The organism is Salinarimonas sp., assembly GCF_040111675.1.
Classification (GTDB): Bacteria; Pseudomonadota; Alphaproteobacteria; order Rhizobiales; family Beijerinckiaceae; genus Salinarimonas.
Genome location: NZ_CP157794.1, coordinates 1,476,165 through 1,500,469, shown reverse-complemented (window position 1 = coordinate 1,500,469; position 24,305 = coordinate 1,476,165). Strand labels below are relative to the sequence as shown.

23 protein-coding genes are annotated in these 24,305 nt (G+C 71.8%); 9 read left to right on the top strand and 14 right to left on the bottom strand.

Annotation, left to right across the window (positions count from 1 at the left end; all coding sequences use genetic code 11):
- Nucleotides 1-53: 53 nt before the first annotated feature.
- Both ABL310_RS06970 and ABL310_RS06965 read right to left on the bottom strand, forming a co-directional pair.
- Nucleotides 54-884, bottom strand: a complete 831-nt coding sequence (locus ABL310_RS06970) for a flagellar motor protein MotB (RefSeq protein ID WP_349370964.1) — start codon at nucleotides 882-884, stop codon at nucleotides 54-56.
- A 12-nt stretch (nucleotides 885-896) separates the two neighbouring features.
- A complete protein-coding gene (locus ABL310_RS06965; protein ID WP_349370963.1) occupies nucleotides 897-1,664 on the bottom strand; it encodes a MotA/TolQ/ExbB proton channel family protein in 768 nt (255 codons plus the stop codon).
- Nucleotides 1,665-1,836: 172 nt separating this feature from the next.
- Between ABL310_RS06965 and ABL310_RS06960 the strand changes: the two genes are divergently transcribed.
- The gene (locus ABL310_RS06960; protein WP_349370962.1) at nucleotides 1,837-3,612 is read left to right on the top strand and encodes a glucan ABC transporter ATP-binding protein/ permease; all 1,776 of its coding nucleotides are present in this window, start codon (nucleotides 1,837-1,839) and stop codon (nucleotides 3,610-3,612) included.
- An 8-nt stretch (nucleotides 3,613-3,620) separates the two neighbouring features.
- On the opposite strand, the gene ABL310_RS06955 is transcribed toward ABL310_RS06960, so the two are convergent.
- From ABL310_RS06955 to rph, 3 genes are read right to left on the bottom strand one after another with little or no spacing between them, the layout of a single operon-like run.
- On the bottom strand, nucleotides 3,621-4,403 hold the full coding sequence (locus ABL310_RS06955) for a molybdopterin-synthase adenylyltransferase MoeB (RefSeq protein ID WP_349370961.1): 783 nt from the start codon (nucleotides 4,401-4,403) through the stop codon (nucleotides 3,621-3,623).
- Nucleotides 4,404-4,405: 2 nt separating this feature from the next.
- Nucleotides 4,406-5,047 (bottom strand): RdgB/HAM1 family non-canonical purine NTP pyrophosphatase, encoded by a 642-nt coding sequence (rdgB, locus tag ABL310_RS06950; protein WP_349370960.1) that lies wholly within the window; start codon nucleotides 5,045-5,047, stop codon nucleotides 4,406-4,408.
- An 11-nt stretch (nucleotides 5,048-5,058) separates the two neighbouring features.
- Nucleotides 5,059-5,772: a ribonuclease PH gene (gene rph / locus ABL310_RS06945; protein WP_349370959.1), complete on the bottom strand. Its 714-nt coding sequence runs from the start codon at nucleotides 5,770-5,772 to the stop codon at nucleotides 5,059-5,061.
- Between the two features lie 156 nt (nucleotides 5,773-5,928).
- Between rph and hrcA the strand changes: the two genes are divergently transcribed.
- Genes hrcA through ABL310_RS06930 form a run of 3 tightly spaced genes read left to right on the top strand, consistent with a single transcriptional unit; the run spans nucleotide 5,929 to nucleotide 7,978 of the window.
- Nucleotides 5,929-7,041, top strand: coding sequence for a heat-inducible transcriptional repressor HrcA (hrcA, locus tag ABL310_RS06940; protein WP_349370958.1), 1,113 nt, complete (start codon nucleotides 5,929-5,931; stop codon nucleotides 7,039-7,041).
- A gap of 53 nt (nucleotides 7,042-7,094) precedes the next feature.
- Nucleotides 7,095-7,649: a hypothetical protein gene (locus tag ABL310_RS06935; RefSeq protein ID WP_349370957.1), complete on the top strand. Its 555-nt coding sequence runs from the start codon at nucleotides 7,095-7,097 to the stop codon at nucleotides 7,647-7,649.
- A complete protein-coding gene (locus ABL310_RS06930) occupies nucleotides 7,646-7,978 on the top strand; it encodes a hypothetical protein (RefSeq protein WP_349370956.1) in 333 nt (110 codons plus the stop codon). The genes ABL310_RS06935 and ABL310_RS06930 overlap by 4 nt, the downstream gene beginning before the upstream one ends.
- 34 nt (nucleotides 7,979-8,012) lie before the next feature.
- On the opposite strand, the gene ABL310_RS06925 is transcribed toward ABL310_RS06930, so the two are convergent.
- The 4 genes from ABL310_RS06925 to ABL310_RS06910 all read right to left on the bottom strand — a co-directional run bounded on the left by ABL310_RS06925 (nucleotide 8,013) and on the right by ABL310_RS06910 (nucleotide 13,646).
- Complete coding sequence (locus ABL310_RS06925) at nucleotides 8,013-9,380, bottom strand: outer membrane beta-barrel protein (protein WP_349370955.1); 1,368 nt, start codon at nucleotides 9,378-9,380, stop codon at nucleotides 8,013-8,015.
- 455 nt (nucleotides 9,381-9,835) lie between these two features.
- A complete protein-coding gene (gene ispG, locus ABL310_RS06920) occupies nucleotides 9,836-11,107 on the bottom strand; it encodes a flavodoxin-dependent (E)-4-hydroxy-3-methylbut-2-enyl-diphosphate synthase (protein WP_349370954.1) in 1,272 nt (423 codons plus the stop codon).
- Between the two features lie 86 nt (nucleotides 11,108-11,193).
- Complete coding sequence (locus tag ABL310_RS06915) at nucleotides 11,194-12,603, bottom strand: ATP-binding protein (RefSeq protein WP_349370953.1); 1,410 nt, start codon at nucleotides 12,601-12,603, stop codon at nucleotides 11,194-11,196.
- Nucleotides 12,600-13,646 carry a lysylphosphatidylglycerol synthase domain-containing protein gene (locus ABL310_RS06910; RefSeq protein ID WP_349370952.1) on the bottom strand — a complete coding sequence of 349 codons (1,047 nt, stop codon included), beginning with the start codon at nucleotides 13,644-13,646 and terminating at the stop codon, nucleotides 12,600-12,602. Before ABL310_RS06910 ends, ABL310_RS06915 begins: the two co-directional genes overlap by 4 nt.
- A gap of 239 nt (nucleotides 13,647-13,885) precedes the next feature.
- On the opposite strand from ABL310_RS06910, the gene ABL310_RS06905 reads away from it, so the two are divergent.
- Nucleotides 13,886-15,271, top strand: a complete 1,386-nt coding sequence (locus ABL310_RS06905; RefSeq protein ID WP_349370951.1) for a malonyl-CoA decarboxylase — start codon at nucleotides 13,886-13,888, stop codon at nucleotides 15,269-15,271.
- Nucleotides 15,272-15,428: 157 nt separating this feature from the next.
- Nucleotides 15,429-16,949, top strand: coding sequence for a malonyl-CoA synthase (locus tag ABL310_RS06900; protein ID WP_349370950.1), 1,521 nt, complete (start codon nucleotides 15,429-15,431; stop codon nucleotides 16,947-16,949).
- 16 nt (nucleotides 16,950-16,965) lie between these two features.
- Here the strand turns inward: ABL310_RS06900 and ABL310_RS06895 are convergent, their stop codons facing one another.
- From ABL310_RS06895 to ABL310_RS06875, 5 genes are all read right to left on the bottom strand, one after another.
- Nucleotides 16,966-17,811 (bottom strand): NlpC/P60 family protein, encoded by an 846-nt coding sequence (locus ABL310_RS06895; protein ID WP_349370949.1) that lies wholly within the window; start codon nucleotides 17,809-17,811, stop codon nucleotides 16,966-16,968.
- 7 nt (nucleotides 17,812-17,818) lie between these two features.
- Nucleotides 17,819-19,345, bottom strand: a complete 1,527-nt coding sequence (locus tag ABL310_RS06890) for an ABC transporter ATP-binding protein (RefSeq protein WP_349370948.1) — start codon at nucleotides 19,343-19,345, stop codon at nucleotides 17,819-17,821.
- Nucleotides 19,346-19,396: 51 nt separating this feature from the next.
- A complete protein-coding gene (locus tag ABL310_RS06885; protein ID WP_349370947.1) occupies nucleotides 19,397-20,413 on the bottom strand; it encodes a BMP family ABC transporter substrate-binding protein in 1,017 nt (338 codons plus the stop codon).
- Nucleotides 20,414-20,575: 162 nt separating this feature from the next.
- On the bottom strand, nucleotides 20,576-20,758 hold the full coding sequence (locus ABL310_RS06880) for a hypothetical protein (protein ID WP_349370946.1): 183 nt from the start codon (nucleotides 20,756-20,758) through the stop codon (nucleotides 20,576-20,578).
- A 386-nt stretch (nucleotides 20,759-21,144) separates the two neighbouring features.
- On the bottom strand, nucleotides 21,145-21,771 hold the full coding sequence (locus tag ABL310_RS06875) for a CDP-alcohol phosphatidyltransferase family protein (RefSeq protein ID WP_349370945.1): 627 nt from the start codon (nucleotides 21,769-21,771) through the stop codon (nucleotides 21,145-21,147).
- 135 nt (nucleotides 21,772-21,906) lie between these two features.
- On the opposite strand from ABL310_RS06875, the gene apaG reads away from it, so the two are divergent.
- From apaG to ABL310_RS06860, 3 genes are all read left to right on the top strand, one after another.
- The gene (apaG, locus tag ABL310_RS06870; protein WP_349370944.1) at nucleotides 21,907-22,296 is read left to right on the top strand and encodes a Co2+/Mg2+ efflux protein ApaG; all 390 of its coding nucleotides are present in this window, start codon (nucleotides 21,907-21,909) and stop codon (nucleotides 22,294-22,296) included.
- Nucleotides 22,297-22,326: 30 nt separating this feature from the next.
- A complete protein-coding gene (argE, locus tag ABL310_RS06865; protein ID WP_349370943.1) occupies nucleotides 22,327-23,487 on the top strand; it encodes an acetylornithine deacetylase in 1,161 nt (386 codons plus the stop codon).
- A gap of 308 nt (nucleotides 23,488-23,795) precedes the next feature.
- Nucleotides 23,796-24,305 (top strand): hypothetical protein, encoded by a 510-nt coding sequence (locus ABL310_RS06860; RefSeq protein ID WP_349370942.1) that lies wholly within the window; start codon nucleotides 23,796-23,798, stop codon nucleotides 24,303-24,305.

The window sequence follows — 24,305 nt, the reverse complement described above, 5'->3', positions numbered from 1 at the left end:
TGCGGGAGAGCCCGTCTTGTGCCGCCTCGCGGCGCGGGATGCAAGCGTCGGCCTCACGGCCGGAAGTTCGGCGGGACCGGCGGCTCCTCGGCGAGCAGCGTGACGGTCACGCGGCGGTTGGGGGCGATGTAGGGGTTGTCCGGGAAGGCCGGCTCGGTGTCGGCCTTGCCCGTCACCGAGGCGAAGCGCCCATCGGGCAGGCCCGCGGCGGAGAGGATCTCGCGCACGGCGAGCGCCCGGCCGGCAGTGAGGCTCCAGCTGTCGGTGGACGGCGTCGCGCCGGGGCGAACGGCGGCGTCGTGGCCGCTCACGGCGAGCCGGTTGGGCAAGCGGCGGAGCACCGGGGCGATGGCCTCGAGCACGAGGCGGGTCCGCTCGTAGGGGTAGACCGACCCTTCCGGGAACATCGAGCGCCCGTCCTGGTCGACGAGGGAGACGTCGAGCCCCTCCTCGGTCTCCTCGATGACGAGGTTGCGGGAGAGCTCCGCGATCTCCGGCATGTCCTGCAGGGCCTGGCGCAGCGAGGCGGCGGCCAGCCCGAAGCCGCGGTCGAAGGTCACCGAGAACAGGCCGTCGTCGCGCCGGTCGAGCTCGTTGGGCGTGGTGTGGTCCGAGGCCTGCTCCGGCGGCACGGGCTCGACGTTCTGGAGCGCGCTGAGCGTGGGCAGGCCGTCCTGCTCGATGATGCCGGAGAAGCGCGATTCCGGATTGACGCCGAAGGCCTCGCGCAGCGAGCCGGCGACGATCTGCATCTTGCGCTGGTCCTGGGTCGAGTAGGCGGCCAGGATGACGAAGAAGCTCATCAGGAGCGCCATCAGGTCCGCGAAGGTGACGAACCAGGCGGGCGCGCCCTGGGGGGCCGCTTGCTTTCTGCGCTTCGCCACGATCGCGCCTCCTCAGGCCTCTGCCAGCTCTTCGCGGTGGTGCTCCGGCAGGTAGGCGGACAGCATCTCGCGCACGATCGTCGGTGAACGCTGATCGCGGATCTGCAGGATGCCGTCGATGATCATCGAGCGCAGCACCTCCTCGGCGGAGAGACGCATGGCGAGCTTGTCGGCGATGGGGAGCGCGATGACGTTGGCGATGAGCGAGCCGTAGAGCGTGCCCAGCAGCGACACCGCCATGGCGGGACCGAGCTTGGAGGGGTCCTCCATGTTGGCGAACATCATGATCATGCCGACCACGGTCGAGATCATGCCCCAGGCCGGGGCGACGTCGCCGATGCCGCGCCAGACCTTGGAACCGTCCTCGAGGCGCTGGACGAAATTGTCGCGATCCTTCTCCAGCGCGTCCTTGATGAACTCGCGGTCGTAGCCGTCCGCGACGTAGCGCAGGCCCTGGGCGAGGGTCGGGTTGTCGACCTGCACGTTCTCGAGGCCCATCGGGCCGGACTTGCGCACGACGTCGGCGACCTGGGTGATCTCGTCGAGCAGCTGACGCGGGCTCGTCTTGAGCATGCTCAGCCCGTAGCGGATGCCCATGGGAAGGCCGCTCATCATGGTGGGGAATGTGAAGCGCACCATGGTGGAGGCGAAGGCGCCGCCGATCACGCAGACGAGGGCGACCTCGTCGAAATACGAGGCGAGGCTTCCCCCGCCGATCAGGATCATGCCGAGCACGGTCCCGACGCCGGCGACGAGGCCGATCGCGGTTGCGAAATCCATGAGCGAGCTCCACGCGAGCGGCGCCTCGGGGCCCGAGACGGCCGCACTTCCGTCGACGCTACCCGGGCGGGCTGAGCATTTGGTTAAGGTGGCCCACCCGTGACGGCACGCCGCATCGGCCCTAGCTTTGCTCCGGGGCCGCGCTCGCGCCTCGCCGGACCGGAACGGGATCATGTCGCTCAGCCGTATCTACCTGCGCGCCGTCGCCGCGATCGGGCCGGAGCGGCGGCTGGCGGCGATGCTCGTCGCCGGCAACGTCGCCCTCGCCTTCGCGACCTTCGCCGAGCCCGTCCTGTTCGGGCTCGTGATCGACGCCCTCGCCCGTGCGCAGACCGCGCCCGAGCCGGGGGAGGCGCTGGGGCGGCTGCCGTGGCTGATCGGCGCGTGGGTCGGCTTCGGGCTGTTCAGCATCGCCGCCGGGGTGCTGGTCGCGCTCCACGCCGATCGCCTGGCGCATCGCCGGCGGCTCGCGGTGATGGCGGACTTCTTCGAGCACGTGCTCGCCCTCCCCCTCGCCTTCCACGCCGGCACCCATTCGGGCCGCGCGCTCAAGGTGATGCTCGACGGCGCGGGGGCCATGGCGGGGCTGTGGCTCGGCTTCCTGCGGGAGCATTGCGCGGCGCTGGTCGGCGTCGTCGTGCTGCTGCCGCTGACGCTGTTCCTCAACTGGCGGCTGGGGCTCCTGCTGGTGGCGCTCGTCGTCGCCTTCGCCGGCCTGACCCTGGTGGTCGTGCGCCGGACGGAGAAGCTCCAGGGCGGCGTCGAGCGGCACCACACGGCGCTCGCCGGGCACGCGTCGGACGCCTTCGGCAACATCGCCGTGGTGCAGTCCTTCACCCGCATCGACGCGGAGGCGCGGGCGCTGCGGCGCATCGCGACGGATCTCCTCGCGGCGCAGACGCCGGTCCTCTCCTGGTGGGCGCTCGCATCCGTGGCGACCCGTGCGGCGGCGACGCTGACGGTGACCGCCATCCTGGTTCTGGGCGTGGCGCTCTTCCTCGACGGGCTCGCGACGCTGGGCGAGATCGTCGCCTTCGTGAGCCTCGCCGCGCTCGTGATCGCGCGCCTCGACCAGCTCGTCGTCTTCGCCAACGGCCTCCTGATGCAGGCGCCGAAGGTGGCGGAGCTCTTCGCCGTGCTCGACGCCGTCCCGGCCATCGCCGATCGTCACGGCGCCGTCGATCCGGGGCGGCTGACGGGGGCGGTGGCGTTCGAGGGCGTGTCCTATTCCTACGACGGCGCGCGGCCCGCCGTGCGGGACCTCGCCTTCAGCGTGCGCCCGGGCGAGACGATCGCCCTCGTCGGCGAGACGGGATCGGGCAAGTCGACCACCGTCGCGCTCCTCCACCGCGCCTTCGATCCCACCACCGGCGTGGTGCGGCTCGACGGGCGGGACGCGCGGGAGATGAAGCTCGACGCCCTGCGCCGGCAGATCGGCGTCGTGTTCCAGGAGCCGATGCTGTTCGCCCGCACGCTGCGGGAGAACCTCCAGGTCGGCCGGCCGGAGGCCTCGGACGACGAGATGGTCGCGGCGCTGGAGCGCGCCCAGGCGGGCGCCTTCCTGCGGCGGCTTCCGGCGGGGCTCGACACGCCGATCGGCGAGCGCGGGCGCTCGCTCTCGGGCGGCGAGCGCCAGCGCCTCGCCATCGCGCGGGCGCTGCTCAAGGACCCGCCGATCCTCGTCCTCGACGAGGCGACGAGCGCGCTGGACGCCAATACCGAGCGCCGGCTGCAGGAGGCTCTGGCGGAGGCCATGCGCGGGCGCACGGTGTTCGTCATCGCCCATCGGCTCGCCACGGTGCGCGACGCGGACCGCATCCTCGTCTTCCACGAGGGCCGGATCGTCGAGGAGGGGACCTACGACGCGCTCGTCGCCGCGGGCGGTCGCTTCGCCGCGCTCGCCCAGGCGCAATACCTGCTGGCGCGGCTGGAGACCGAGGGCGCGTGAGCGGCGGCTCAGCCGCGCGCCCCCTCCCCGCTCAGCGGGTTCGACGGATCCCAGCCGTAGCGCAGGGTCTCGAAGCGGATGGCGCGCGCGTCGACCATGAGGAGGCGGCCGACCAGCCCCTCGCCGAAGCCGACGATCTCGCGCACGACCTCGAGCGCCATCATCGATCCCATCACGCCCGCGAGGGCGCCGAGCACGCCGGCCTCCGCGCAGGTGGGAATCGCGCCGGGCGGCGGGGCGTCGGGGAAGAGGCAGCGATAGGTGGGATTCGGCCGCCCGTTCGGCCCGGTCTCGTGGGCGCGGATCGTGGTGAGCGTGCCGTCGAACTGGCCGAGCGCGGCGGTGACGAGCGGGCGCTTCTCGTGAAAGCAGGCGTCCGAGACGGCGTAGCGGGTGGCGAAATTGTCCGAGCCGTCGGCGACGAGGTCGTAGCCCGCGACGAGGGCGCGGGCGTTCTCCACGGTGAGCCGCGTGCGGTGCGGCTCGACCGCGACATGCGGGTTGAGCCGCGCCACCGCGTCCGCGGCGCTCTCGACCTTCGGGCGGCCGATGTCCGGCGTGCCGTGGATCACCTGGCGCTGCAGGTTGCCGAGATCGACGGCGTCGTCGTCGACGATCCCGATCGCGCCGACGCCGGCGGCGGCGAGGTACTGGATCAGCGGGGCGCCGAGGCCGCCGGCGCCGATCACCAGCACCCGGGCCGCCTTCAGCCTCGCCTGTCCCGGCCCGCCGACGTCCTGGAGAACGAGATGGCGGGCGTAGCGGGCGATCTCGTCGTCGGCGAGCGCCATGGTCAGCCCTCTCGGCGCGGTCCGAGGATGGCGGCGGCGAGCTTGCGGAAGGCGCGGGCGCGATGCGAGAGGCCGCTCGCCGCGTCGCTCCAGTCGATGCCGTGCTTCTCCTGCGCCGTCATCTCGCCGAAGGTGCGCGTCTCGCCGTCGGGAAGGAAGATCGGGTCGTACCCGAAGCCCGCCGTCCCGCGCGGCGGCCAGACGATCGCGCCGGGGCAGCGGCCCTCGAACAGCTCCTCGTGCCCGTCCGGCCACGCGACGACCAGCGCCGAGACGAACCACGCCGTCGTGTCGGTCGCCTCGCGCATGTCGAGCTCGCGCTTCACCCGTTCCATGGCGGGGCCGAAATCGCGGTCCACCGACCAGTCCGCCGAGAACAGGCCCGGCGCGCCGTCGAGCGCGAGCACGCAGATGCCCGAATCGTCGGCGATGGCGGGAAGCCCCGTCGCCTCGGCCGCGGCATGCGCCTTGAGCGCGGCGTTCTCGGAGAACATCGTGCCCGTCTCGTCGGGCACGGGCAGGCCGCGCTCGCCCGCGGAGGTCGCCTCCACGCCGAAGGGGGCGAGCAGCTCGCGCATCTCGCGCAGCTTGCCGGCATTGTGGGTGGCGATGATCACGGGGCCTTCGAGCCGGCGGTGCTGCATGGGGCGCTCCCTCAGGCGATGGCCTGCTTCTGCAGATCGACGAGCGACCGTACCCCGGACTGGGCGAGGCGCAGGAGCCCGATGAACTCGTCCTCCGAGAACGGCTTGCCCTCGGCGGTGCCCTGCACCTCGACGATGCCGCCCGTGCCGGTAATGACGAAGTTCGCGTCGGTCTCGGCGGCGGAATCCTCGGCATAGTCGAGATCGATCACGGGCTTGCCCTGGTGGATGCCGCAGGACACCGCGGCGACGTGGTCGCGCAGCGGGTTCACCGAGATGATGGAGCGCTTCATCATCCACTGGAAGCACTCGTGCAGCGCCACCCAGGCGCCGGTGATCGAGGCCGTGCGGGTGCCGCCGTCGGCCTGGATGACGTCGCAGTCGATCACGATCTGCCGCTCGCCGATGGCGTGGAGATCGACGACGGCGCGCAGCGAGCGGCCGATCAGGCGCTGGATCTCCTGGGTGCGGCCCGACGGCTTGCCGGAATTCACCTCGCGGCGGGTGCGCTCGTGGGTGGCGCGGGGCAGCATGGCGTATTCCGCCGTGACCCAGCCCTTGCCGGTGCCGCGCAGCCAGCCGGGCGCGCGCTCCTCCAGCGAGGCGGCGCAGAGCACCTTGGTCTCGCCGAAGGTGACGAGGCACGAGCCCTCGGCGTAACGCACGACGCCGCGCTCGAGGGTGACGGGGCGCATCTCGTCGGGGGCGCGCTTCGAGGGCCGCATCGGTCTCTCCTTCTCTCGGGATTGCGGGTGTAGACCCCGCGCGGGCCGTCGGCAAGGCTCGAAGGCGGACCGAGGCGTGCGCGAGCCGAGCCTTGCGCCGCCGTGGACGGGCGGTCACATATAGCGCATGCGCCATCCCCAGACGCGAACCCGAGCATGAGCGAGAGCCCGTTCCGCCACGACGCCTTCAGGCACGATCCGTCCGGCCAGGCCCGCGCGCTCGCGGACCTGAACGAGCGATCGCGCGAGATCTTCCGCCAGATCGTCGAGAGCTATCTCGCCACCGGCGAGCCGGTGGGCTCGCGCAACATCTCGAAGCTGCTGCATGCGCCGCTCTCGCCGGCCTCCGTGCGCAACGTCATGGCCGACCTGGAGCAGGCGGGGCTGATCTTCGCGCCGCACACCTCGGCCGGGCGCCTGCCCACCGAGACGGGCCTGCGCTTCTTCGTCGACGCCATGCTCGAGATCGGCGACCTCTCGCTGGAGGAGCGCGGCAACATCGAGGCGCAGATGCGCGCCGCCGCGCAGGGGCGCGACTTCGAGACGGCGCTCGCGGAAGCCTCCGCCATGCTGTCGGGCCTCTCCCGCGGGGCGGGCGTCGTCGTCACCTCGAAGCAGGACCCGCGGCTCAAGCACATCGAGTTCGTGCGGCTCGACCCGGCCCGCGCCCTCGTCGTGCTGGTCTCCGAGGACGGCTCGGTGGAGAACCGGCTCCTCGACCTGCCGCCGGGCCTGCCCTCCTCCGCGCTGCAGGAGGCGGCGAACTTCCTCAACGCGCGCATCCGCGGCAAGACGCTCGCCGAGGTGCGCGAGGAGACCACCGCGCTGCGCCAATCGATGGAGCGCGAGCTCGACGCGCTCACCGCTCGCCTGATCGAGGCCGGGGTGGCCCTGCCCTCCGAGGGCGCCGAGCAGCGCCAGCTGATCGTGCGCGGCCAGGCGAACCTGCTCTCCGACCTGCAGGCGCTGGAGGATCTCGAGCGCATCCGCCTGCTCTTCGAGGACCTCGAGACCCAGACCGACGTGATCGACCTCCTCGGCCGCGCCGAGGCCGGCGAGGGCGTGCGCATCTTCATCGGCTCGGAGAACAAGCTGTTCTCGCTCTCGGGCTCGTCCCTCGTCGCCGCGCCCTTCCGCGACGGCGCCCAGAAGATCGTCGGCGTGCTGGGCGTCATCGGCCCGACGCGGCTCAACTACGCCCGCATCGTGCCGATGGTGGACTACACGTCGAAGGTGCTCACGCGCATGCTGGAGGGCGGGGGGCGGTAGACCGCTGCCAGACGACGATAATGCTCGCTATGATCGGCCCGACGTGAAGGGGCGTGGACATGCGGGCGCGATCGGAAACCTGGATCCTCATCGAGAACCTCGACGAACGGCATCCGGGATTGACGGCGACGAGGGCGCGAGCGCTCTACGAGGCGGCGAGTGTATGCCTCGATCGGCACCACGCCTCCCCGGCTCTGCTTCGGATCGATGACGAGGGGACTATCGGGGGGCGGCAGATCGCCTGGGTGGAGCCGAACGGCCGGGCGAAAGTTGCAAACGGCAACGAGATCGATGCAACATGCGACGGTGCCTATGCGGTGTCGCTCGCGACTATCGAAGTGGAACGCGGCCTTGTCGCGATCGGGCGCGCGTGGACCGGTAGCGGGGCGGACTTCTTCCTGACACCCAAGGAGATGTGCTCCACGGCGGATTTCGAGACCGCTCTGCGGCTGGAGGTTTCAGGCGTCGACAAGGGCGGTGCGTCGACCCTCCGTCACCGCCTGAAGCAGAAGAGAATGCAGCTGACGCGCGGAAAAAGCGACAGCGCCGCGATCGCGTCGGTCGTCGGATTTCGGGAGCTTCTCGTTCTTCTGGGAACGGTCACATGACGAGCTGGATCGAGCATCACAGGCTGGCCGAAGCCGCGGCCGAGGAGGCGGAAGCCGCCCATCGCGCTGGAGGTTTCGAGGGAGCGCGCGCGGCGTTCGCACGAGCCGGTCGGCACGAGGAGGACGCGTTTCGCGCCGTCGAGCCGAGCAAGACGCGCACCCTCAGCGTCATCGGCGTCAGCGCCGTGTCGCTCTACTCCAGGGCCGCCACCCCTGCGCACGTGACCCGTCTCGCGAGCGACGTGCTCGAGACGCCCGGCCTGCATGGCTTCGCCGGACGGCAGATCCGGGACATGCTCGACGGCACGCCGATGCGCCGACCCGGGTAGACCACGAAAAAGTCGCGTCCGCAGCCGGCGCCCCTCACCGCGTCAGCCGCACCCCCACCAGCGCCACGTCCGCCACGTGATCGCCCCCCGGGCGCGTCGACTCCAGTCGCTCGTGAGAATAGCGCGCGGTGACCGCGAGGCCGCGGTCGAGCCGCCATTCGAGGCCGGCCGCGGCCGCGATCAGCTCCTCGGACAGGGAGACGCCCTCGTAGTCCGTGCCGGCCCAGCTGAGCGAGGCGTCCAGCACGAGACTGCGGCGCAGCCGGTGGGCGATCGCCACGGACGCGCGCCGGGCTTCCGCGGCGGTGGCGCCCGCGACGCTTGTCTCGGCGAGGCGGCTCTCGCCGGCGAGGGTGACCGTCGTGAGCGGCGTCGGCGTCCAGACGAGGCGCGCCTGCGCCACGGCGCCGGTGGCGTCGCCGCGGGCCGGGCTCTCGTAGTCGCGCTCCTGCCAGCCGGCGGAGACCTCGCCCGCGAGGAGGCGCGTCAGCTCGATCTCGGCGCCCACACGCGCGGTCGTCCCGACGGAATCGCGCCTCGCGCCCGCGCCCTCGTAGCGGCGCTGATCGATCTCGGCCTCGACGAAGGGCGTGAGCCGCGGCGAGACCGCGTAGCCGAGGCGCAGGGCCGCGCGCGTCTCGGTGAAATCGTCGTCGGAGCGGTCGACGCGGCTGCCGTCGGCGCGCACGCCGTCCGCGTTGACGGAGCGCGCGATGGCGCCGCGCAGGGTCGTCTCCAGCCGGCCGAAGCCCATGGCGAGGGCGGCCTCGGCGCCGTAGGTCGACGTCTGCGGGCCCTCGGCGAGGTCGCTCGGGACTTCCGGCGAGCCGACGCGCTCGGTGGCCGTGGCCGCGGTGGCGCGCAGGGACAGCGCCGTGCTCTCGCGGATGTCGAGGCGAAGCCCGAGATCGGCGGCGCCGGAAAAGCGCGGCTCGAGATCGCCGCCGCGATAGGCGTCGTAGACGCCGCTCACGGATCCCGTGAGGGCGTGGCGCGACCAGTCGCTCTCGAGCGTGAGGTCGCCCTGCGTGCGCGAGAGCGCGCGGCCCTCGGCGCCGGTCTCGACGCGCTCGGGGTTGGTGTCCCAGCCGGCGGACTGGGTGATCGAGGGGCGCAGGGTGAAGGCGCCCAGGCGGATGCCCAGCGGCGCGTAGGGGTCGCCCTCGGGCGCCCGGCGCGGAGCGGCCTGCCGGGCCGGCGGGCTCGGCGCGAGGCGGGTGACCGGGGCGCGGACCTCGGCGCGCGGGAGACCGGACACGGGCGCGAACACCGCCTCGTCCCGCGCCGGCCGCAGGTCCGGCGGCGCGTCCTCGACGCCGATCACCGTCTGCGCCTGCGCGCTCCCCGCGGCGAGGCCGGCGGCGAGGACGACTACGGTCAGGCGAGCGGCGGCGCGCGGCACGGGACGGGGGCTCCGGAAGGTATGGTTTCCGGAGGGTGAACGAGGAGGGTTAAGGGACGGTTGAAGGGGGACGCGCGCGACGCGGTTCCCCTCTCCCTCGTGGCTACTCGATTCACACTTCGTCCCGCGCCGTTGGTCGCGATCTGCGAGCGGCGCCAGCCGCTCGTCCTTCTCCCTTGTGGAGAAGGTGCCCCCGAAGGGGGCGGATGTGGGTCGGGATGCAGCGCGAGACGTCTCGGGACGGGATCGACGTTCCCGGTTCGAGCGGCATCGAGGTCGCGGCAGTTCTGCACGACCCACACCCCCGGCCCCTCGCCACAAGGGCGAGGGGAGACCGTCGGCGCTCTACGCTTCAGGTCGCGACTGCCTAGCGGAACGCCTTCGCCGAGCGAGATGTGTGCATCAGCTAGCCCTCGTGGAGAGGGAAATCCCGTCGGCGCTCTACGCCAGCGCCGTCACTCCGCGGCGGAGCGGTCCCCCGTGCCGTAGCGCCGGTCGATGTAGTCCACGACCAGCGTCTTGAAGTCGTCGGCGATGGTGGGGCCGCGCAGGGTAACGGCCTTCTTGCCGTCGATGAAGACCGGGGCGGCGGGGGCCTCGCCGGTGCCGGGCAGCGAGATGCCGATGTCGGCGTGCTTCGATTCGCCCGGGCCGTTGACGATGCAGCCCATCACCGCGACGTTGAGCTCTTCCACGCCCGGATGCGTGGTCTTCCATTCCGGCATCGACGTGTCGATCCAGCGCTGGATGTCGCGGGCGAGCTCCTGGAACACCGTCGAGGTGGTGCGCCCGCAGCCGGGGCAGGCGGCGACCAGCGGGACGAAGGTGCGAAAGCCCATCGTCTGGAGCAGCTCCTGCGCCGCCTTCACCTCGAGCGTGCGGTCGCCGCCGGGCTCGGGCGTGAGCGAGAAGCGGACCGTGTCGCCGATGCCGTCCTGGAGCAGTACGCCGAGCGCCGCCGAGGACGCGACGATGCCCTTCGAGCCCATGCCGGCCTCGGTGAGGCCGAGATGCAGCGCGTAGTCCGAGCGCCGGGCGAGCTCGCGATAGACCGCGATCAGGTCCTGCACGTTCGACACCTTCGCCGAGATCACGATCCGGTCCTTGGGCAGGCCGATCTCGATGGCGCGCTCGGCCGAAAGGAGCGCCGACTGCACCATCGCCTCGCGGGTGATGGCCCCCGCCGCCAGCGGGTCGGGCCGCGCGGCGTTGAGGTCCATCAGGTGCGTGAGCAGCTCCTGGTCGAGCGAGCCCCAGTTGGCGCCGATGCGCACGGCCTTGCCGTGCTCGATGGCCTTCTCGACGATCATCGAGAACTGCCGGTCCTTCTTGTCCTTGAAGCCGACGTTGCCCGGGTTGATGCGGTATTTGGCCAGCGCCTCGGCGCAGGCCGGGTGATCGGCGAGCAGCTTGTGGCCGATATAGTGGAAGTCTCCCACCAGCGGCACGTCGCAGCCGATGCGGTCGAGCCGCTCGCGGATGCGGGGCACGGCGGCGGCGGCCTCGTCGCGGTCGACCGTGATGCGCACGATCTCGGAGCCGGCGCGGGCGAGCTGGGCCACCTGCGCGACGGTGGAATCCACGTCCGCCGTGTCGGTGTTCGTCATCGACTGCACGACGACCGGCGCGCCCCCGCCGACCTGGACGTGCCCGATCATCACGCCGGCGGTCCTGTGGCGCGCGGCCGCGCCGGACTTGGTGTGATCGGCTTCAGCGAGGAGATCCATGGGTCGTACCCGTGTCGGAGGCTGTCCGGGGGAGAGGTGACGCGTCGCGCCGCGAAGGTCAAGGTGGGCCGGGACCGGAGGCGGCCTCACGCCACCTCCTTCGGCGCCGGGAAGTCCACGGCGAAGAGCGCGCCCTTCCCGAGCTCGCTCTCGATGGTGAGCTTCGCGCGGTGGCGGGCGACGATGTGCTTGACGATGGCGAGGCCGAGCCCCGTCCCGCCGCGCTCGCGGCTCGCGGCGACGTCGACGCGGTAGAAGCGCTCGGTGAGGCGCGGCAGGTGCTCGGGGGAGATGCCGGGGCCGTGGTCGCGCACGGCGAGGCGGATGGTCTCGGCCTCCTCCCCCGGGCGCCCGTTCTCGGCCGCGCGCCGCGCGATCGTGACCTCCACCCGCTTGCCGGCATCGGCGTACTTGATGGCGTTCTCGACGAGGTTCTCGACGACGCGCAGGAGCTCGTCGCGCTCCCCGGCGATGGTCGCGGGCGCCTCGGGATGCGCGAAGACCACCTCGACGCCGCGCTCGCGGGCGAGCGGAGCGAGGGTGTCGAGCATCTGCTTCGTCACCGCGGTGAGGTCGATCGTGGTCTGCGGCGGCACGTGGGCGCGCAGCTCGATGCGCGAGAGCGAGAGCAGGTCGTCGATCAGCCGGCTCATGCGCTGGGCCTGGACGCGCATGATCTCGAGGAAGCGCTCGCGGGCGGCGGCGTCGTTCTTCGCCGGCCCCTGCAGCGTCTCGACGAAGCCCAGCAGCGAGGAGAGCGGCGTGCGCAGCTCGTGGCTGACGTTGGCCACGAAGTCGACGCGCATGGTCTCGAGCCGGCGCGCCGAGGTCAGGTCGCGGAAGTAGAGCACCACGCTCTGCTCGCGCGGAGGGCGCTCGATGGCGCTCGCCTCCGTCTCGCGGCGCTCGGCCTCGAGGTCGAGCGGGCCGATCATCACCTCGAAGACGCGCTCCGTCGGCACGCGCTCGGCGTATTCGACGCGCACCCGCTCGCCGGTGCGAAGCGCCTCCTCGACCCCGTCGAGGACCTGCGGCGCGCGCAGCGCGAAGGAGAGCGGGTGACCGATCCGAAGGCCGGGAAAGAGCCCGTTCGCCGCCCCGTTCGCCTCGCGCACGATGACGCGCCGGTCGATCATCACCACCGGGTCGGGGATATTGGCGAGAAGCGCCTCGACGATGGCGAGGCGCCGCCCCGCGGCGACGAGCTTCTTGACCCGGCGCGCCTGGACCCGCTCGCCGACCGCGATGGCGGCGGCGGCGACCGCGATGGGCATGGCGACGACGAGCCAGACGTTGACGCCCTCCGTCGCAGCCGCGACGAGGAAGAGCAGGCCCGCCGCGATCAGCGCGCCCGAAGCCACGGCGCGGCGCGAGGCGCGGTCTCGGGCGACGCCGTCCGGCGGCGGGTCGTCTCCGTCCTGCGCGTCCTCCAGGTCCCTCTCCTGCACGGCCGTCTCCTCGGGATCGGCGGTCGGCGGCGGCGGCGGAGGCGTCACGCCAGCGGCTCCTCGGGCTCGAGCACGCTGCGCAGCGCTTTCAGCCGCCGCGTGATCTCGTAGGCGCCGAGCAGAGCCAGCGCCACGATGAACGGGAGGAAGTAGTAGCAGATTCGGAACAGGAGGAGGGCGCCGAGCACCTGCTCGCGCGGCAGGCCCGAGAGCGCGATCAGCATCGTCGCCTCGAAGACGCCGAGCCCGCCCGGCGCGTGGGAGGCGATGCCGAGCATCACCGCGACGACGTAGATGGCGAGGAAGGCCTCGAAGCCGATGCCGTGGCCCGCCGGGAGGAGGACATAGAGCACCGCGCTCGCCGCGCAGACCTCGGCGGCGCCGATCAGCGACTGGCCGAGCGAGAGCCGGAAGCCCGGCAATTCCAGCCGCCAGCCCTGGATCGTCACCGATCGGCGCCTGAGCGAGACGAAGACCATGTAGACGACGAGCGCCGCGCCGACGCCCACCCCGATGAGCTTGACGAGCCCGAGCCCGATGCCCGTCAGCGCCGTCACCGCCGCGCCCTCGGAGAGCAGCGTCCAGGTGAGGACGAGGCCCATGCCGAGCCAGAAGGTGATGCCGGCGATGACGGTGAGGCTCGCCACCCGGCTCGCGCGCAGGCCCTTGGGCGCGTAGATCCAGTAGCGCACGGTCCCGCCGGTGAGGAGCGGGAAGCCCAGGTTGAAGCTCACCGCGTAGCTCGTGAACGAGGCGAGCGCGGTGGTTCGGTAGGGCACCCGCAGCTTCAGCTGCTTGAGCGCCAGCGCGTCGTAGCAGGTGAGGAGCGCATAGCTGATCACGACGAAGCCGATGGCGGCCCAGAGCTGCTCCGCGCTCGCCTGGACGAAGGCCGCCTTCAGCTCCGTCCATTCCAGGTCGGAGACGACCTGCCAGAGGAACACGATCGAGGCGATGAACAGGCCGAGGCCGAGCGCGCTGCCGATCCAGGCGAAGCGGCGCGATCCCTGCGGCATGCGGTTCACCGCCTGCACGCGCAGAGGCGCGGCGGCGGCGTCCGGCTGGCCGTCGAGATCGGGAGGATGGGTCATCGCGTCAGAGGCTCGGGATCAGGGGCTCGTCCGGTCTCGTTCGACGCTCCCCGTCGGCAGCGCGCCGGAGGCCGATCGTGGCCTCGCGGGGAGACATAGGCCGGCGCAACCCCGCTTGCAATGCGCGCGGCGCAGCCCCCTTACCCGAAAAGCCGAGCCCTCGCGCCATGGCGAAGCGCGGCGCGCTCCCCTATCCTGTCCGGACACGGGGGGCGAGGAGGCGCAGGAGAGAGGCGCGGATGGCCGCGGGCACGATCTCGTTCTTCACGGACATGGTCCAGCAGATCGCGGACCGCGGGCGCTCGCTCGTGACGGGCGGACGGGCCCGCGCGCGCGACGCGAAAGAGCTCGCCCATCTCGCCGAGGCGCTGCTCTCCGGCGCGGGCGAGGCCTCGAGCGTGGCGCGCGCCGGCGACCTGCTCACGGCCTACGCCGCCGCGCCCGCCGAGATGCGCCGCGGCTTCCTCTCGCTGCTCGCGAGCCGCTTCGGCCCGGTGGAGGAGCGCATCGCCCACGCGATGGCGGCCTATGCCGACGCGCCCGGGCCCCGCATGGCCATGGCGCTGCACCTCGCCGCCGAGCCGCGCCGGCAGGAGCTGTTCCGCAAGCTCAACCGCGCGCCGGGGGGCACGCTCGCGCTGGTGCGCATGCGCGAGGACGTGCTCGCCGGTCTCGCGGACGACCCCGCGCTCGCCGACGTCGACGCCGATTTCCGGCACCTGTTCTCGTCGTGGTTCAACCGCGGCTTCCTGACGCTGAGGCGCATCGACTGGACCTCGCCGGCCAACGTGCTGGAGAAGATCGTCGCCTACGAGGCGGTGCACCGCATCGACAGCTTCGAGGACCTGAAGGGCCGCCTCGCGCCGCCCGACCGGCGGCTCTACGCCTTCTTCCATCCCGCGCTCGTCGACGAGCCGCTGATCTTCGTCGAGGTGGCGCTCACCCGCGACATCCCCGGCGCCATCGCCGGCATCCTCGCGCCGCAGCGCACGCCGCTGCCGGCGGGCGAGGCGACGACCGCCGTGTTCTACTCGATCTCGAATTGCCAGAAGGGCCTCGCCGGGGTGAGCTTCGGCTCCTTCCTGATCAAGCAGGTGGTGGAGGAGCTGCGCCGGGACCTGCCGCAGCTGCGCACCTTCGTGACGCTCTCCCCCGTGCCGGGCTTCGTCTCGTGGCTGCAGGGGGAACGCGACGACCCCGCCTCGCTTTGCCTGACCAAGGAGGAGCGCGCCGTGCTCGAGAAGCACCTCCACGACGGCTGGGAGACGGACGAGGCGGCGCGCGAGGCGCTGCGCGAACCGCTGCGGGCCCTGTGCGCCACCTATCTCGCCCGCGCCCGCGCGCCGTCCGGTAAGCCGCTCGACCCGGTCGCGCGCTTCCACCTCGGCAACGGCGCGCGGCTCGAGCGCGTGCACGCGCTGGCCGACCTCTCCCCGCGCGGCCTCGCCCAGGCGGCGGGGGCGATGGTGAACTACCTCTACGACCTCGACACGATCGAGCGGAACCACGAGGCCTATGCCGAGCGCGGCGAGGTGGCGCTCTCCGGCGAGGTGCGGCGGCTCGCCAAGCCGGCGCGGGCGGTGAAGCCGTCGGGCGAGAAGGAGACGGCGCCGGCGCAGGGGTGAGGCTCGGGCGGCGGCGGCGAAGGCGCGGATGAGGCCTTCCGGCGCGATCGCGCAATCCCTTCCTCGCGTCCGCCGCCCTTGACGCGGCGCGCGCGGCGGGTCACCCCTCGACGAAGCGGGGAAAAGCCCGGGGAAAAAGCCGAGGACACGCCGAAATATGGCCTCTCATCTCTACGCCCAGATCGTGGCGGGCATCGACGATACGAGCCGCACCTTCATCGAGACGCCCACGGGGCGACGCATCTCCTACGCGGACCTGTTCGCCGAGGCGGGGCGCTTCGCCAACACGCTGCGCGATCTCGGCGTCGAGGTCGGGGACCGCGTGGCGGTGCAGGTCGAGAAGAGCCCCGAGGTGATCCTGCTGCTGCTCGGCTGCCTGCGCGCCGGGGCGATCTTCCTGCCGCTGAACACGGCCTACACGCCGGCCGAGCTCGCCTATTTCATGGAGGACGCCGAGCCCGCCCTCTTCGTCTGCGACCCGAAGGCGCGCGACGCGCTCGCCGCTCTCGCGACCGAGCGCGGCTGCAAGGCGGTCGAGACGCTCGACTCCGCCGGCGCCGGCACGCTGCGGGAGAAGGCGTCCGCCGCCTCCCCCGATTTCGCCGACGCCGAGCGCGGGCCCGACGATCTCGCCGCGATCCTCTACACCTCGGGTACGACGGGGCGTTCCAAGGGCGCGATGCTCAGCCACGAGAACCTCGCCTCCAACGCGCGGACCTTGCGCGAGTATTGGCGCTTCACGAAGGACGACGTGCTGCTCCACGCGCTGCCGACCTTCCATACCCACGGCCTGTTCACGGCGACGAACACCATCCTCGCCGCCGGCGCGACCATGCTGTTCCTGCCGAAGTTCGACCCGGACGAGATCCTGCGGCTGATGCCGCGGGCGACCGCCATGATGGGCGTGCCGACCTTCTACGTGCGGCTCCTGCAGCATCCCGGCCTCACCCGCGAAGCGACGGCGCACATGCGCCTGTTCGTCTCCGGCTCCGCGCCGCTGCTGGCGGAGACGCACACCGCCTTCTCCGAGCGCACCGGCCACGCCATCCTCGAGCGCTACGGCATGACCGAGACCAACATGAACACCTCGAACCCCTACGAGGGGGACCGGCTGCCGGGCACGGTGGGCTTCCCGCTGCCGGAGGTGGACCTGCGCGTCGTCGATCCCGAGACCGGGGCGGCGCTGGCGCAGGGCGAGATCGGCATGATCGAGGTGCGCGGGCCCAACGTCTTCAAGGGCTATTGGCGCAACCCCGAGAAGACCGCGGCCGAGTTCCGCGAGGACGGCTTCTTCGTCACCGGCGATCTCGGCAAGGTCGACGATCGGGGCTACGTCCACATCGTCGGGCGCGGCAAGGACCTCGTCATCACCGGCGGCTACAACGTCTACCCGAAGGAGGTCGAGACCGAGATCGACCTCCTGCCGGGCGTGGTCGAGAGCGCCGTGTTCGGTGTGGCGCACCCGGATTTCGGCGAGGGCGTCACGGCCGCCGTCGTGACGCGGCCCGGCTCCGAGGTGAGCGAGCCGGCGATCCAGGCCGCCCTCGCGGACCGGCTGGCGCGCTACAAGCAGCCCAAGCGGGTGATCTTCCTCCCCGAATTGCCGCGCAACACGATGGGCAAGGTGCAGAAGAACGTCCTGCGGGAGCGCTACGCGGATCTCTACGCGGCCGGGTGAGCGCCCGCCGTCATCCTCACGGCCGGCGGATGCTCGTCACCGGGCCGAAGCTCTTCTCCAGGATGCGGGCGCGGGCGGTCTCGAAGGGCTCGCTCGCGACCTTCATGTGCCAGCCGTTGGCGTGGAGAAGCCGGGTCTCGTCCTGCATGATGCCGACATGGCCCTTCCAGAAGACGAGGTCGCCGCGGGCGAGCGTGGCGCCCTCGGGCACACGGGTCTCGAAGAAGGCCTCCTGCATGTCGGTGTCGCGCGGGCAGGCGCGGCCGGCGGCGTGCCGCGCGGCGCGCACCAGGCCCGAGCAGTCGAGACCGAGGCTGGAGATCCCGCCCCAGAGGTAGGGCGTCTCGAGGAAGCGCTCGGCGACGGCGACGAAATCGGGCTCGGGCGGTGCATCGAGCGGCGCGAGATGGCGGGCGAAGATCCAGCCGGCGCCGTCGACCCGGGCGTAGTCGCCGCGCGTCTCGGCGACGGCGATCTGCGCGCCGAGGGAGAGCCAGCCGAGGATCGGCTGCTTCAGGCTGGGCCCCGGATAGAGGAAGGTGCGCACCTCGGCGACGCGGTGCGTCGGCGCGGGGTCGGCGTCGCCGAGCGCGTCGGCGGAGAGCCAGCCGACATAGCCGTCGCGCACGAGCCGGCCGAAGGCGAAGCCCTCCTCGTCGACGTCGAGCACGTCCACCGCCTCCCCCATCAGGGCCTGCGTGTCGATGCCGACGTCGAGCCGCGGCTCGGGGCGGAGGTCGACGAGCGGCAGGGTCACGCGCCGACGGGTCGGGGCGACGTAGCGCGCGGCCGGAACGACGCCGTCGAGGGCGCTGTCGGCGAGGTCCGGGCGGGCGAGGGTGAGGCGGCGGTCGGGGGTCATGCGAAGGTTACGCCGCGACGCCGGCCATCAGGAGGCCGAGCTCGCCCTCGTTGGTCTCGGAGGGGCGGCGCTCGCCGGTGATCCTGCCGCCGCACATGGCGAGAATGCGGTCCGACAGGCTCATGATCTCGTCGAGCTCGACGGAAACGAGCAGGATGGCCACGCCCTGGTCGCGCAGCGCGATCAGGCGGCGGTGGATGAACTCGATGGCGCCGATGTCGACGCCGCGGGTCGGCTGGCCGACGAGCAGCACCTTCGGGCCGCGCTCGATCTCGCGGGCGAGCACGATCTTCTGTTGGTTGCCGCCGGAGAAGTTCGCTGTCTTGAGCCGCGGCTCCGGCGGGCGCACGTCGTAGAGCTCCATCTTGCGTCTGGCGTCGGCGATCATCCGGGAATGGCTGAGGATCGGCCCGGCGCCGTAGCCGGGATCGTCGACGAACCCGAGAGCGGCGCTCTCGAAGGCCTCGAAGGCCGGCACGAGGCCCATGCGGATACGGTCCTCCGGCACGTGCAGGAGCCCGTGCTTGCGCAGGCGATGCGGGTCGCGCTCCTCGGCCGTGAGCGCGCGGCCCTGCAGCGTGATGGTCCCGGTGGCGATGGGGCGCATGCCGGCGAGCGCCTCGAGCAGCTCGGACTGGCCGTTGCCGGCGACGCCGGCGATGCCGACGATCTCCCCCGCGCGCACGTCGAAGGACACGTCGACCACGCGCATCACGCCCATCGTGTCGGCGACGGAGAGGTCGCGCACCTGCAGCATCGGCTCGCCCGGCCGGTGCTCGCCCTTCTCCACGTGGAGGAGCACGTGGCGCCCGACCATCAGCTCGGCGAGCTGGGCCGGGGAGGTCTCGGCCGTGGTTACGGTGGCCACCATCTCGCCGCGGCGCATGACGGAGACGTGGTCCGTCGCGGCCATGATCTCGTGGAGCTTGTGGGTGATCAGGATGATGGTGACGCCGCGCGCCACGAGCGTGCGCAAGAGCTCGAACAGCCCCTGCGCCTCGTGCGGCGTGAGCACGGCGGTGGGCTCGTCGAGAATGAGGATCTCGGCGCCGCGATAGAGCGCCTTGATGATCTCGACGCGCTGCTGGAGGCCGACCGAGAGGTCCTCCACCAGCGCGTCGGGATCGATGGTCAGCCCGTAATCCCGGGCGAAGCGCGCGAGCTCCGCGCGGACCCTGGCCTCGCCGCCGGCGAGCATGCGCCCGCCCTCCGCGCCGAGCATGACGTTCTCGACCACGGTGAGCGTGTCCACCAGCATGAAGTGCTGGTGGACCATGCCGATGCCGGCGGCGATGGCGTCCGCCGAGGAGCGGATGCGCAGCCGCTCGCCCTTCACCCGGATCTCGCCCCGATCGGCCTCGTAGAAGCCGTAGAGGATCGACATCAGGGTCGACTTCCCCGCCCCGTTCTCCCCGACGATGCCGTGGATCGAACCGGCCTGGACGGCGAGGTTCACGTCCTTGTTGGCGCGGACGGGGCCGAAGCTCTTGTCGATGCCGACGAGCTCGATGGCGAGGGGGGCGGTCGAAGCCATGGGCGGGCGGGCCTTACGCGAACGCTGGAGGCGCGATCACACGGATCGCGATCACATGGACACGGCCGGGCAGGAGCCGTCTTCCATGTAGTCGTGCACCACGACCTCGCCGGAGACGATCTTCTGCTCCGCCTCGGCGACGGCGTCCTTCATCTCCTGGGTGATCAGCGCCTCGTTGTTCTCGTCGAGCGCCCAGCCGACGCCGCCCTCGGCGAGGCCGAGAACCTGGAGGCCCGGCTCGAAGTCGCCCGCCTGGGAGGTGGTGAACAGCTGGTAGGTGGCGTTGTCGACGCGCTTGAGCATCGAGGTCAGGACCGAGCCCGGATGCAGCATGTTCTGGTTCGAATCGACGCCGATGCCGAGCTTGCCGGCGTCCGCCGCCGCGCGCAGCACGCCGATGCCGGTGCCGCCGGCGCCGTGATAGATCACGTCGGCGCCCTGCTCCATCTGCGAACGGGCGAGCTCGCCGCCGCGCACCGGGTCGTTCCAGGCCGCGCCGGTCGTGCCGGTCATGTTGACGATCACCTCGGCGTCGGAATCGACGGCCTTGACGCCCTGCGCGTAGCCGCAGCCGAAGCGGCGGATCAGCGGGATGTCCATGCCGCCGACGAAGCCGACCGTGCCGGTCTCGGAGGCGAGCCCGGCGAGCATGCCCACGAGGTAGGAGCCCTCGTGCTCCTTGAAGACCATGGAGGCGACGTTCGGCAGGTCGACGACGGAATCGATGATGGCGAAGTCGGTCTCGGGGAATTCGGCGGCGACGCGCTCGAGCGCGGATTGCTGCGAGAAGCCGACCGCGAGGATCGGCGAGAAGCCCTGCTGGGCGAAGCGGCGCATGGCCTGCTCGCGCTGGGCGTCGTTCTGCGGCTCGAACTCGCGGAACTCGATCCCGCTCTCCTCCTGGAAGCGGACGGCGCCGTTGTAGACGCCCTCGTTGAACGAGCGATCGAACTTGCCCCCGAGGTCGTAGATGATGGCCGGGCGGACGTCGTCCTGCGCAGCCGCCGGAGCGGCCGCGGCGAAGGCGGCGGCCGTCGCGCCCACAAGGGCGGTGACAATCTTCTTCATGGAAACGGACCCCTCTTGCGGAACGGGAGCGTAGGCCCCCGTTTGCGCCAACGTGGCACGGCGTTTCTCGTACAGTAAAGAGCGTTTGCGCGGCAACTCACGGGATTGCGCACGGGGCGTCGCACCGAGGCGGCGCGGGGCGCGGCGGCCGGGCGGGCCGGCTCACTCCTGGCCGCGCTGCTTGCGCGACAGGGCCGCGCGCACGTGCGCGCTCGCCAGGACGCGCCGCGCCGTCGAGATGCGCCGCTCGCGGATCTCCGCGGAAAGCGCGCTGATGTCGCGCAGCGCCGCATCGACGGCGGCGAGCGCCGGCTCGAACGTACGATCGACGCTGTGAGACGTCATGGCCTCTCGCCCTCTCTCGGCTCGGCTTCTCTCGGCGCGCCGACACAAAGCGGGCGAATGCGGCGAGGGTGCGACGGACGGCCGCCGCTCTCCGCATTCGTTGAAAGAGGCGTGTAAAAAAGAGGCAACCATGCTGTCCTTTTCGCCTTGGCATCGGCGGCGGGGCGACCTAAGTAAGGACTGCGGACGGCGCGATCGCTCGCGTCTCCGTATGCCCTCCTTGGGCGTTTCCTCCCTAGACTCAAGGCCGCCGCACCCCGGCGGCTTTTTTTTGCGCGGAGCGCTTGTTCGATCCTGGATCGCATCTGGATCGACGGCCGGCCCGTGCTCGCGCGTGATCACCACCTGGATCGCCGCCCGGAAGCGTGCCCGGCGCGTTCCCCCGCTCAGCCCTCCCCCTCCTCCTCGTCCTTGAACAGCACGGAGGCGAACACGATGCGCGAGATCGCCGTCATCAGCGTGAGCCCGGCGAAAAAATAGGCGATCAACGGAAACCAGCCCGGCAGCAGGATCATCAGCGCGAAGGCGAGGATGGTCTCGGTGCCCTCGGCGAGGCCCGCGGTGAAGTAGATGGATTTCACCCCCCGTGCGGCGCTCTCCATGCCGCGCTTAGCGGCCACGGCGGCGAAGGCGAGAAAGCTCGCGCCGTTGATGTAGAAGGTGAAGAGCAGCACCGCCGCCGGCAGGCCGAACAGGGCCGGGTCGCGCAGGGCGAAGCCGAGCGGCACCGCGCCGTAGAAGACGAAGTCGAAGACGATGTCGAGAAAGCCGCCGCGATCGGTCTTCGCGGTGGCGCGCGCGATCGCGCCGTCGAGGCCGTCGCACAGGCGCGAGAGCGCGAGCAGGAGGAGCGCGATCGCGTCCGCCGAGGCGGCGATCGCCCCGGCGCAGCCGATCCCGAAGACGAGACCCGCCATGGTGACGCCGTCCGCGCCGATCCCGATCCGGGCGAGCAGCTCGCCCGCGCGGTTCAGCGGCGGGTCGATCAGGCGACGCATCACGCCGTCGAGCATGACGACGCCGTGCGGTGCGCGATTTTCGTGACGTTGACGAGGTGCATGCGCCGGCTTACCACCTTGCTCGTTTCGTTTTCGCCCGTGTCCGGGCCCCGACCGGACCCGAAGCCGCACCCGCGCCGGAGGCCGCTCATGTACACCGCCGTGACGTACGGTGTCCGCGTGACCGTGACGCCGTCCTACATGGAGGACCAGTCCCATCCCGACGAGGGGCGGTACTTCTTCGCTTACACCGTGGAGATCACCAATCTCAATTCCGAGCGCGTGCGCCTACGCGATCGTTACTGGAAGATCGTAGACGGTCACGGCCGCGTGCAGGAGGTGCGCGGCGCCGGGGTGGTCGGGCAGCAGCCCGTGCTCGGCCCCGGCGAGACCTTCACCTACACGAGCGGCTGCCCGCTCGACACGCCGGACGGCACGATGCAGGGGTCCTACGGGATGGAAAGCGAGGGCGAGAGCTTCCGGGCCGAGATCCCCGCCTTCTCCCTCGACAGCCCCTATGCGCGGCGCTCCGTCCACTGACCCACGCAGGCTCCGGAACGCGCGCCCCCGATGACAGCTCCCCGCTACACGCCGCTCGAGATGCTCGAGCGGCTCGTTTCCTTCGACACCGAGAGCCACAGGTCGAACCTGCCGCTGATCGACTTCGCGGAGGACTACCTGCGCGCCCACGGCATCGCGGTGCGCCGCCTGCCGAACGCTCAGGGCGACAAGGCGGCCCTGCTCGCGACGATCGGGCCGCTGGTCGAGGGCGGCGTCGTGCTCTCCGGGCACACCGACGTCGTGCCGGTCGAGGGTCAGGCCTGGTCGAGCGATCCCTATCGCCTGCGGGTGGCGGACGGGCGCGCCTACGGCCGCGGCGCGGTGGACATGAAGGGCTTCGACGCCATCGCGCTTTCGCTCGCGCCCGACTTCGCGGCGGCGCCCTTGAGGGAGCCGATCCACATCCTCCTCTCCTACGACGAGGAAACCACCTGCCTCGGCGTGCTCGACGCCATCGCGGCCTTCGGGCGGGACCTGCCGCGCCCGCGCGCCGTCCTCGTGGGCGAGCCGACGGGGCTCGAGGTGGCGGACGCGCACAAGGGCGTGGCCATGTGCGAGACGCGCGTCTCCGGGACGGAGGCGCATTCCTCCGATCCCGAGGCCGGCGCCAGCGCGGTGATGGCGGCCTGCGACTACGTCGCGCGGCTGATGGCGCTCGGGGACCGCCTGCGCGCCGCCGGCGACGCCACGGGGCGCTTCACGCCGGGCTACTCGACGCTGCACGTGGGCACGATCGAGGGCGGCACGGCACGCAACATCCTGGCGCGCGCCTGCGGCTTCGGCTGGGAGATCCGCTACCTGCCGGGGGTCGACATGGCCGAGATCCAGGCGCAGGTCGAGGACATCGCCCGCGGCGTCGCGGCCGAGCGGCTGACGCGCTACGGGCCGTACGGGGCCATCGAGAACCGCTGGTCGGTGGACGTGCCGGGGCTCGCGCCCGATCCGGGCTCGGAGGCGGAGCGCCTCGCGCTCAGGCTCGCCCGGCGCAACCGGCCGATCACAGTGGCCTACGGCAGCGAGGCCGGGCGCTTCCAGGGCGCGGGCCTGCCCACCGTGCTGTGCGGCCCCGGCGACATCGCGCGGGCGCACAAGGCGGACGAGTACATCACGCTCGACGAGCTCGCCGCCGGCGAGGCCTTCCTGAGACGCCTCGCGGCGGAGCTCTCGTGAGAGTAGCCCGCGGGCGCGACGGGTCGCTCGCTCGGGACGGTCGGAAAACCGGACGATCGCCGTAACGCGCCGTTGACCCTGTCCGCGGAAGCGCTTCGATTTGCTTCCAGTTCCGCGCTTATTTTTCTGAAAATGGAGCCGATCCGGATCGTGCGCGGCGGCGCGGCGGCGTAGACGTCCTCTGGACGCCTCGCGCCGCCGACGCGCCCTCCGGGGCCCGCGCACGGCGCGTCCCCTTTCCCTACGAACCGGCGCCGGTCGCCGGCGCGCCTCGGCGCGCCTGCCCTGGGGCCCCGTGGAGCACGAGGATGACGACGGACGGGTCGAGCGGCAGCGGAAGGCCGCAGCGGTTCCCGCGACAGGAGAAGGAGCGCACGCTGCCGATCGATCGGGACGTGTTCGCGCATCGCCTGTGGCAGGCGATCAAGCGCAGCGGCCTCACCTATCGCGAGGCGGCGCGGCTCGCTCAGGCGCACCTGCCGCCGGGCCAGCGCCTGAGCGACGTCAGCGTCTGGTCCTACGCCAAGGGCCGCAGCCTGCCGCGCCGGATGGCGCAGATCGAGGCGCTCGCGAAGGTCCTCGAGGTCGAGGTCTCGGATCTCGTGGAGGAGACGAGCTCGATGCGCGCGACGCGCCCGAGCGGATCGACGGGCATGACGATCGTGGATCTGGGAGACGGGCGCGCCCGGATCGTCGCCGACATCGAGGCGCCCTGGCCCGTCGCGATCGAGGCGCTGCGCCTCCTGCGCGGAGAGGACGCGGCGGCGGCGGCCGGCAAGGAGGCCGACGACGCCTGCCGGGACGACCGCTCCGCCTGA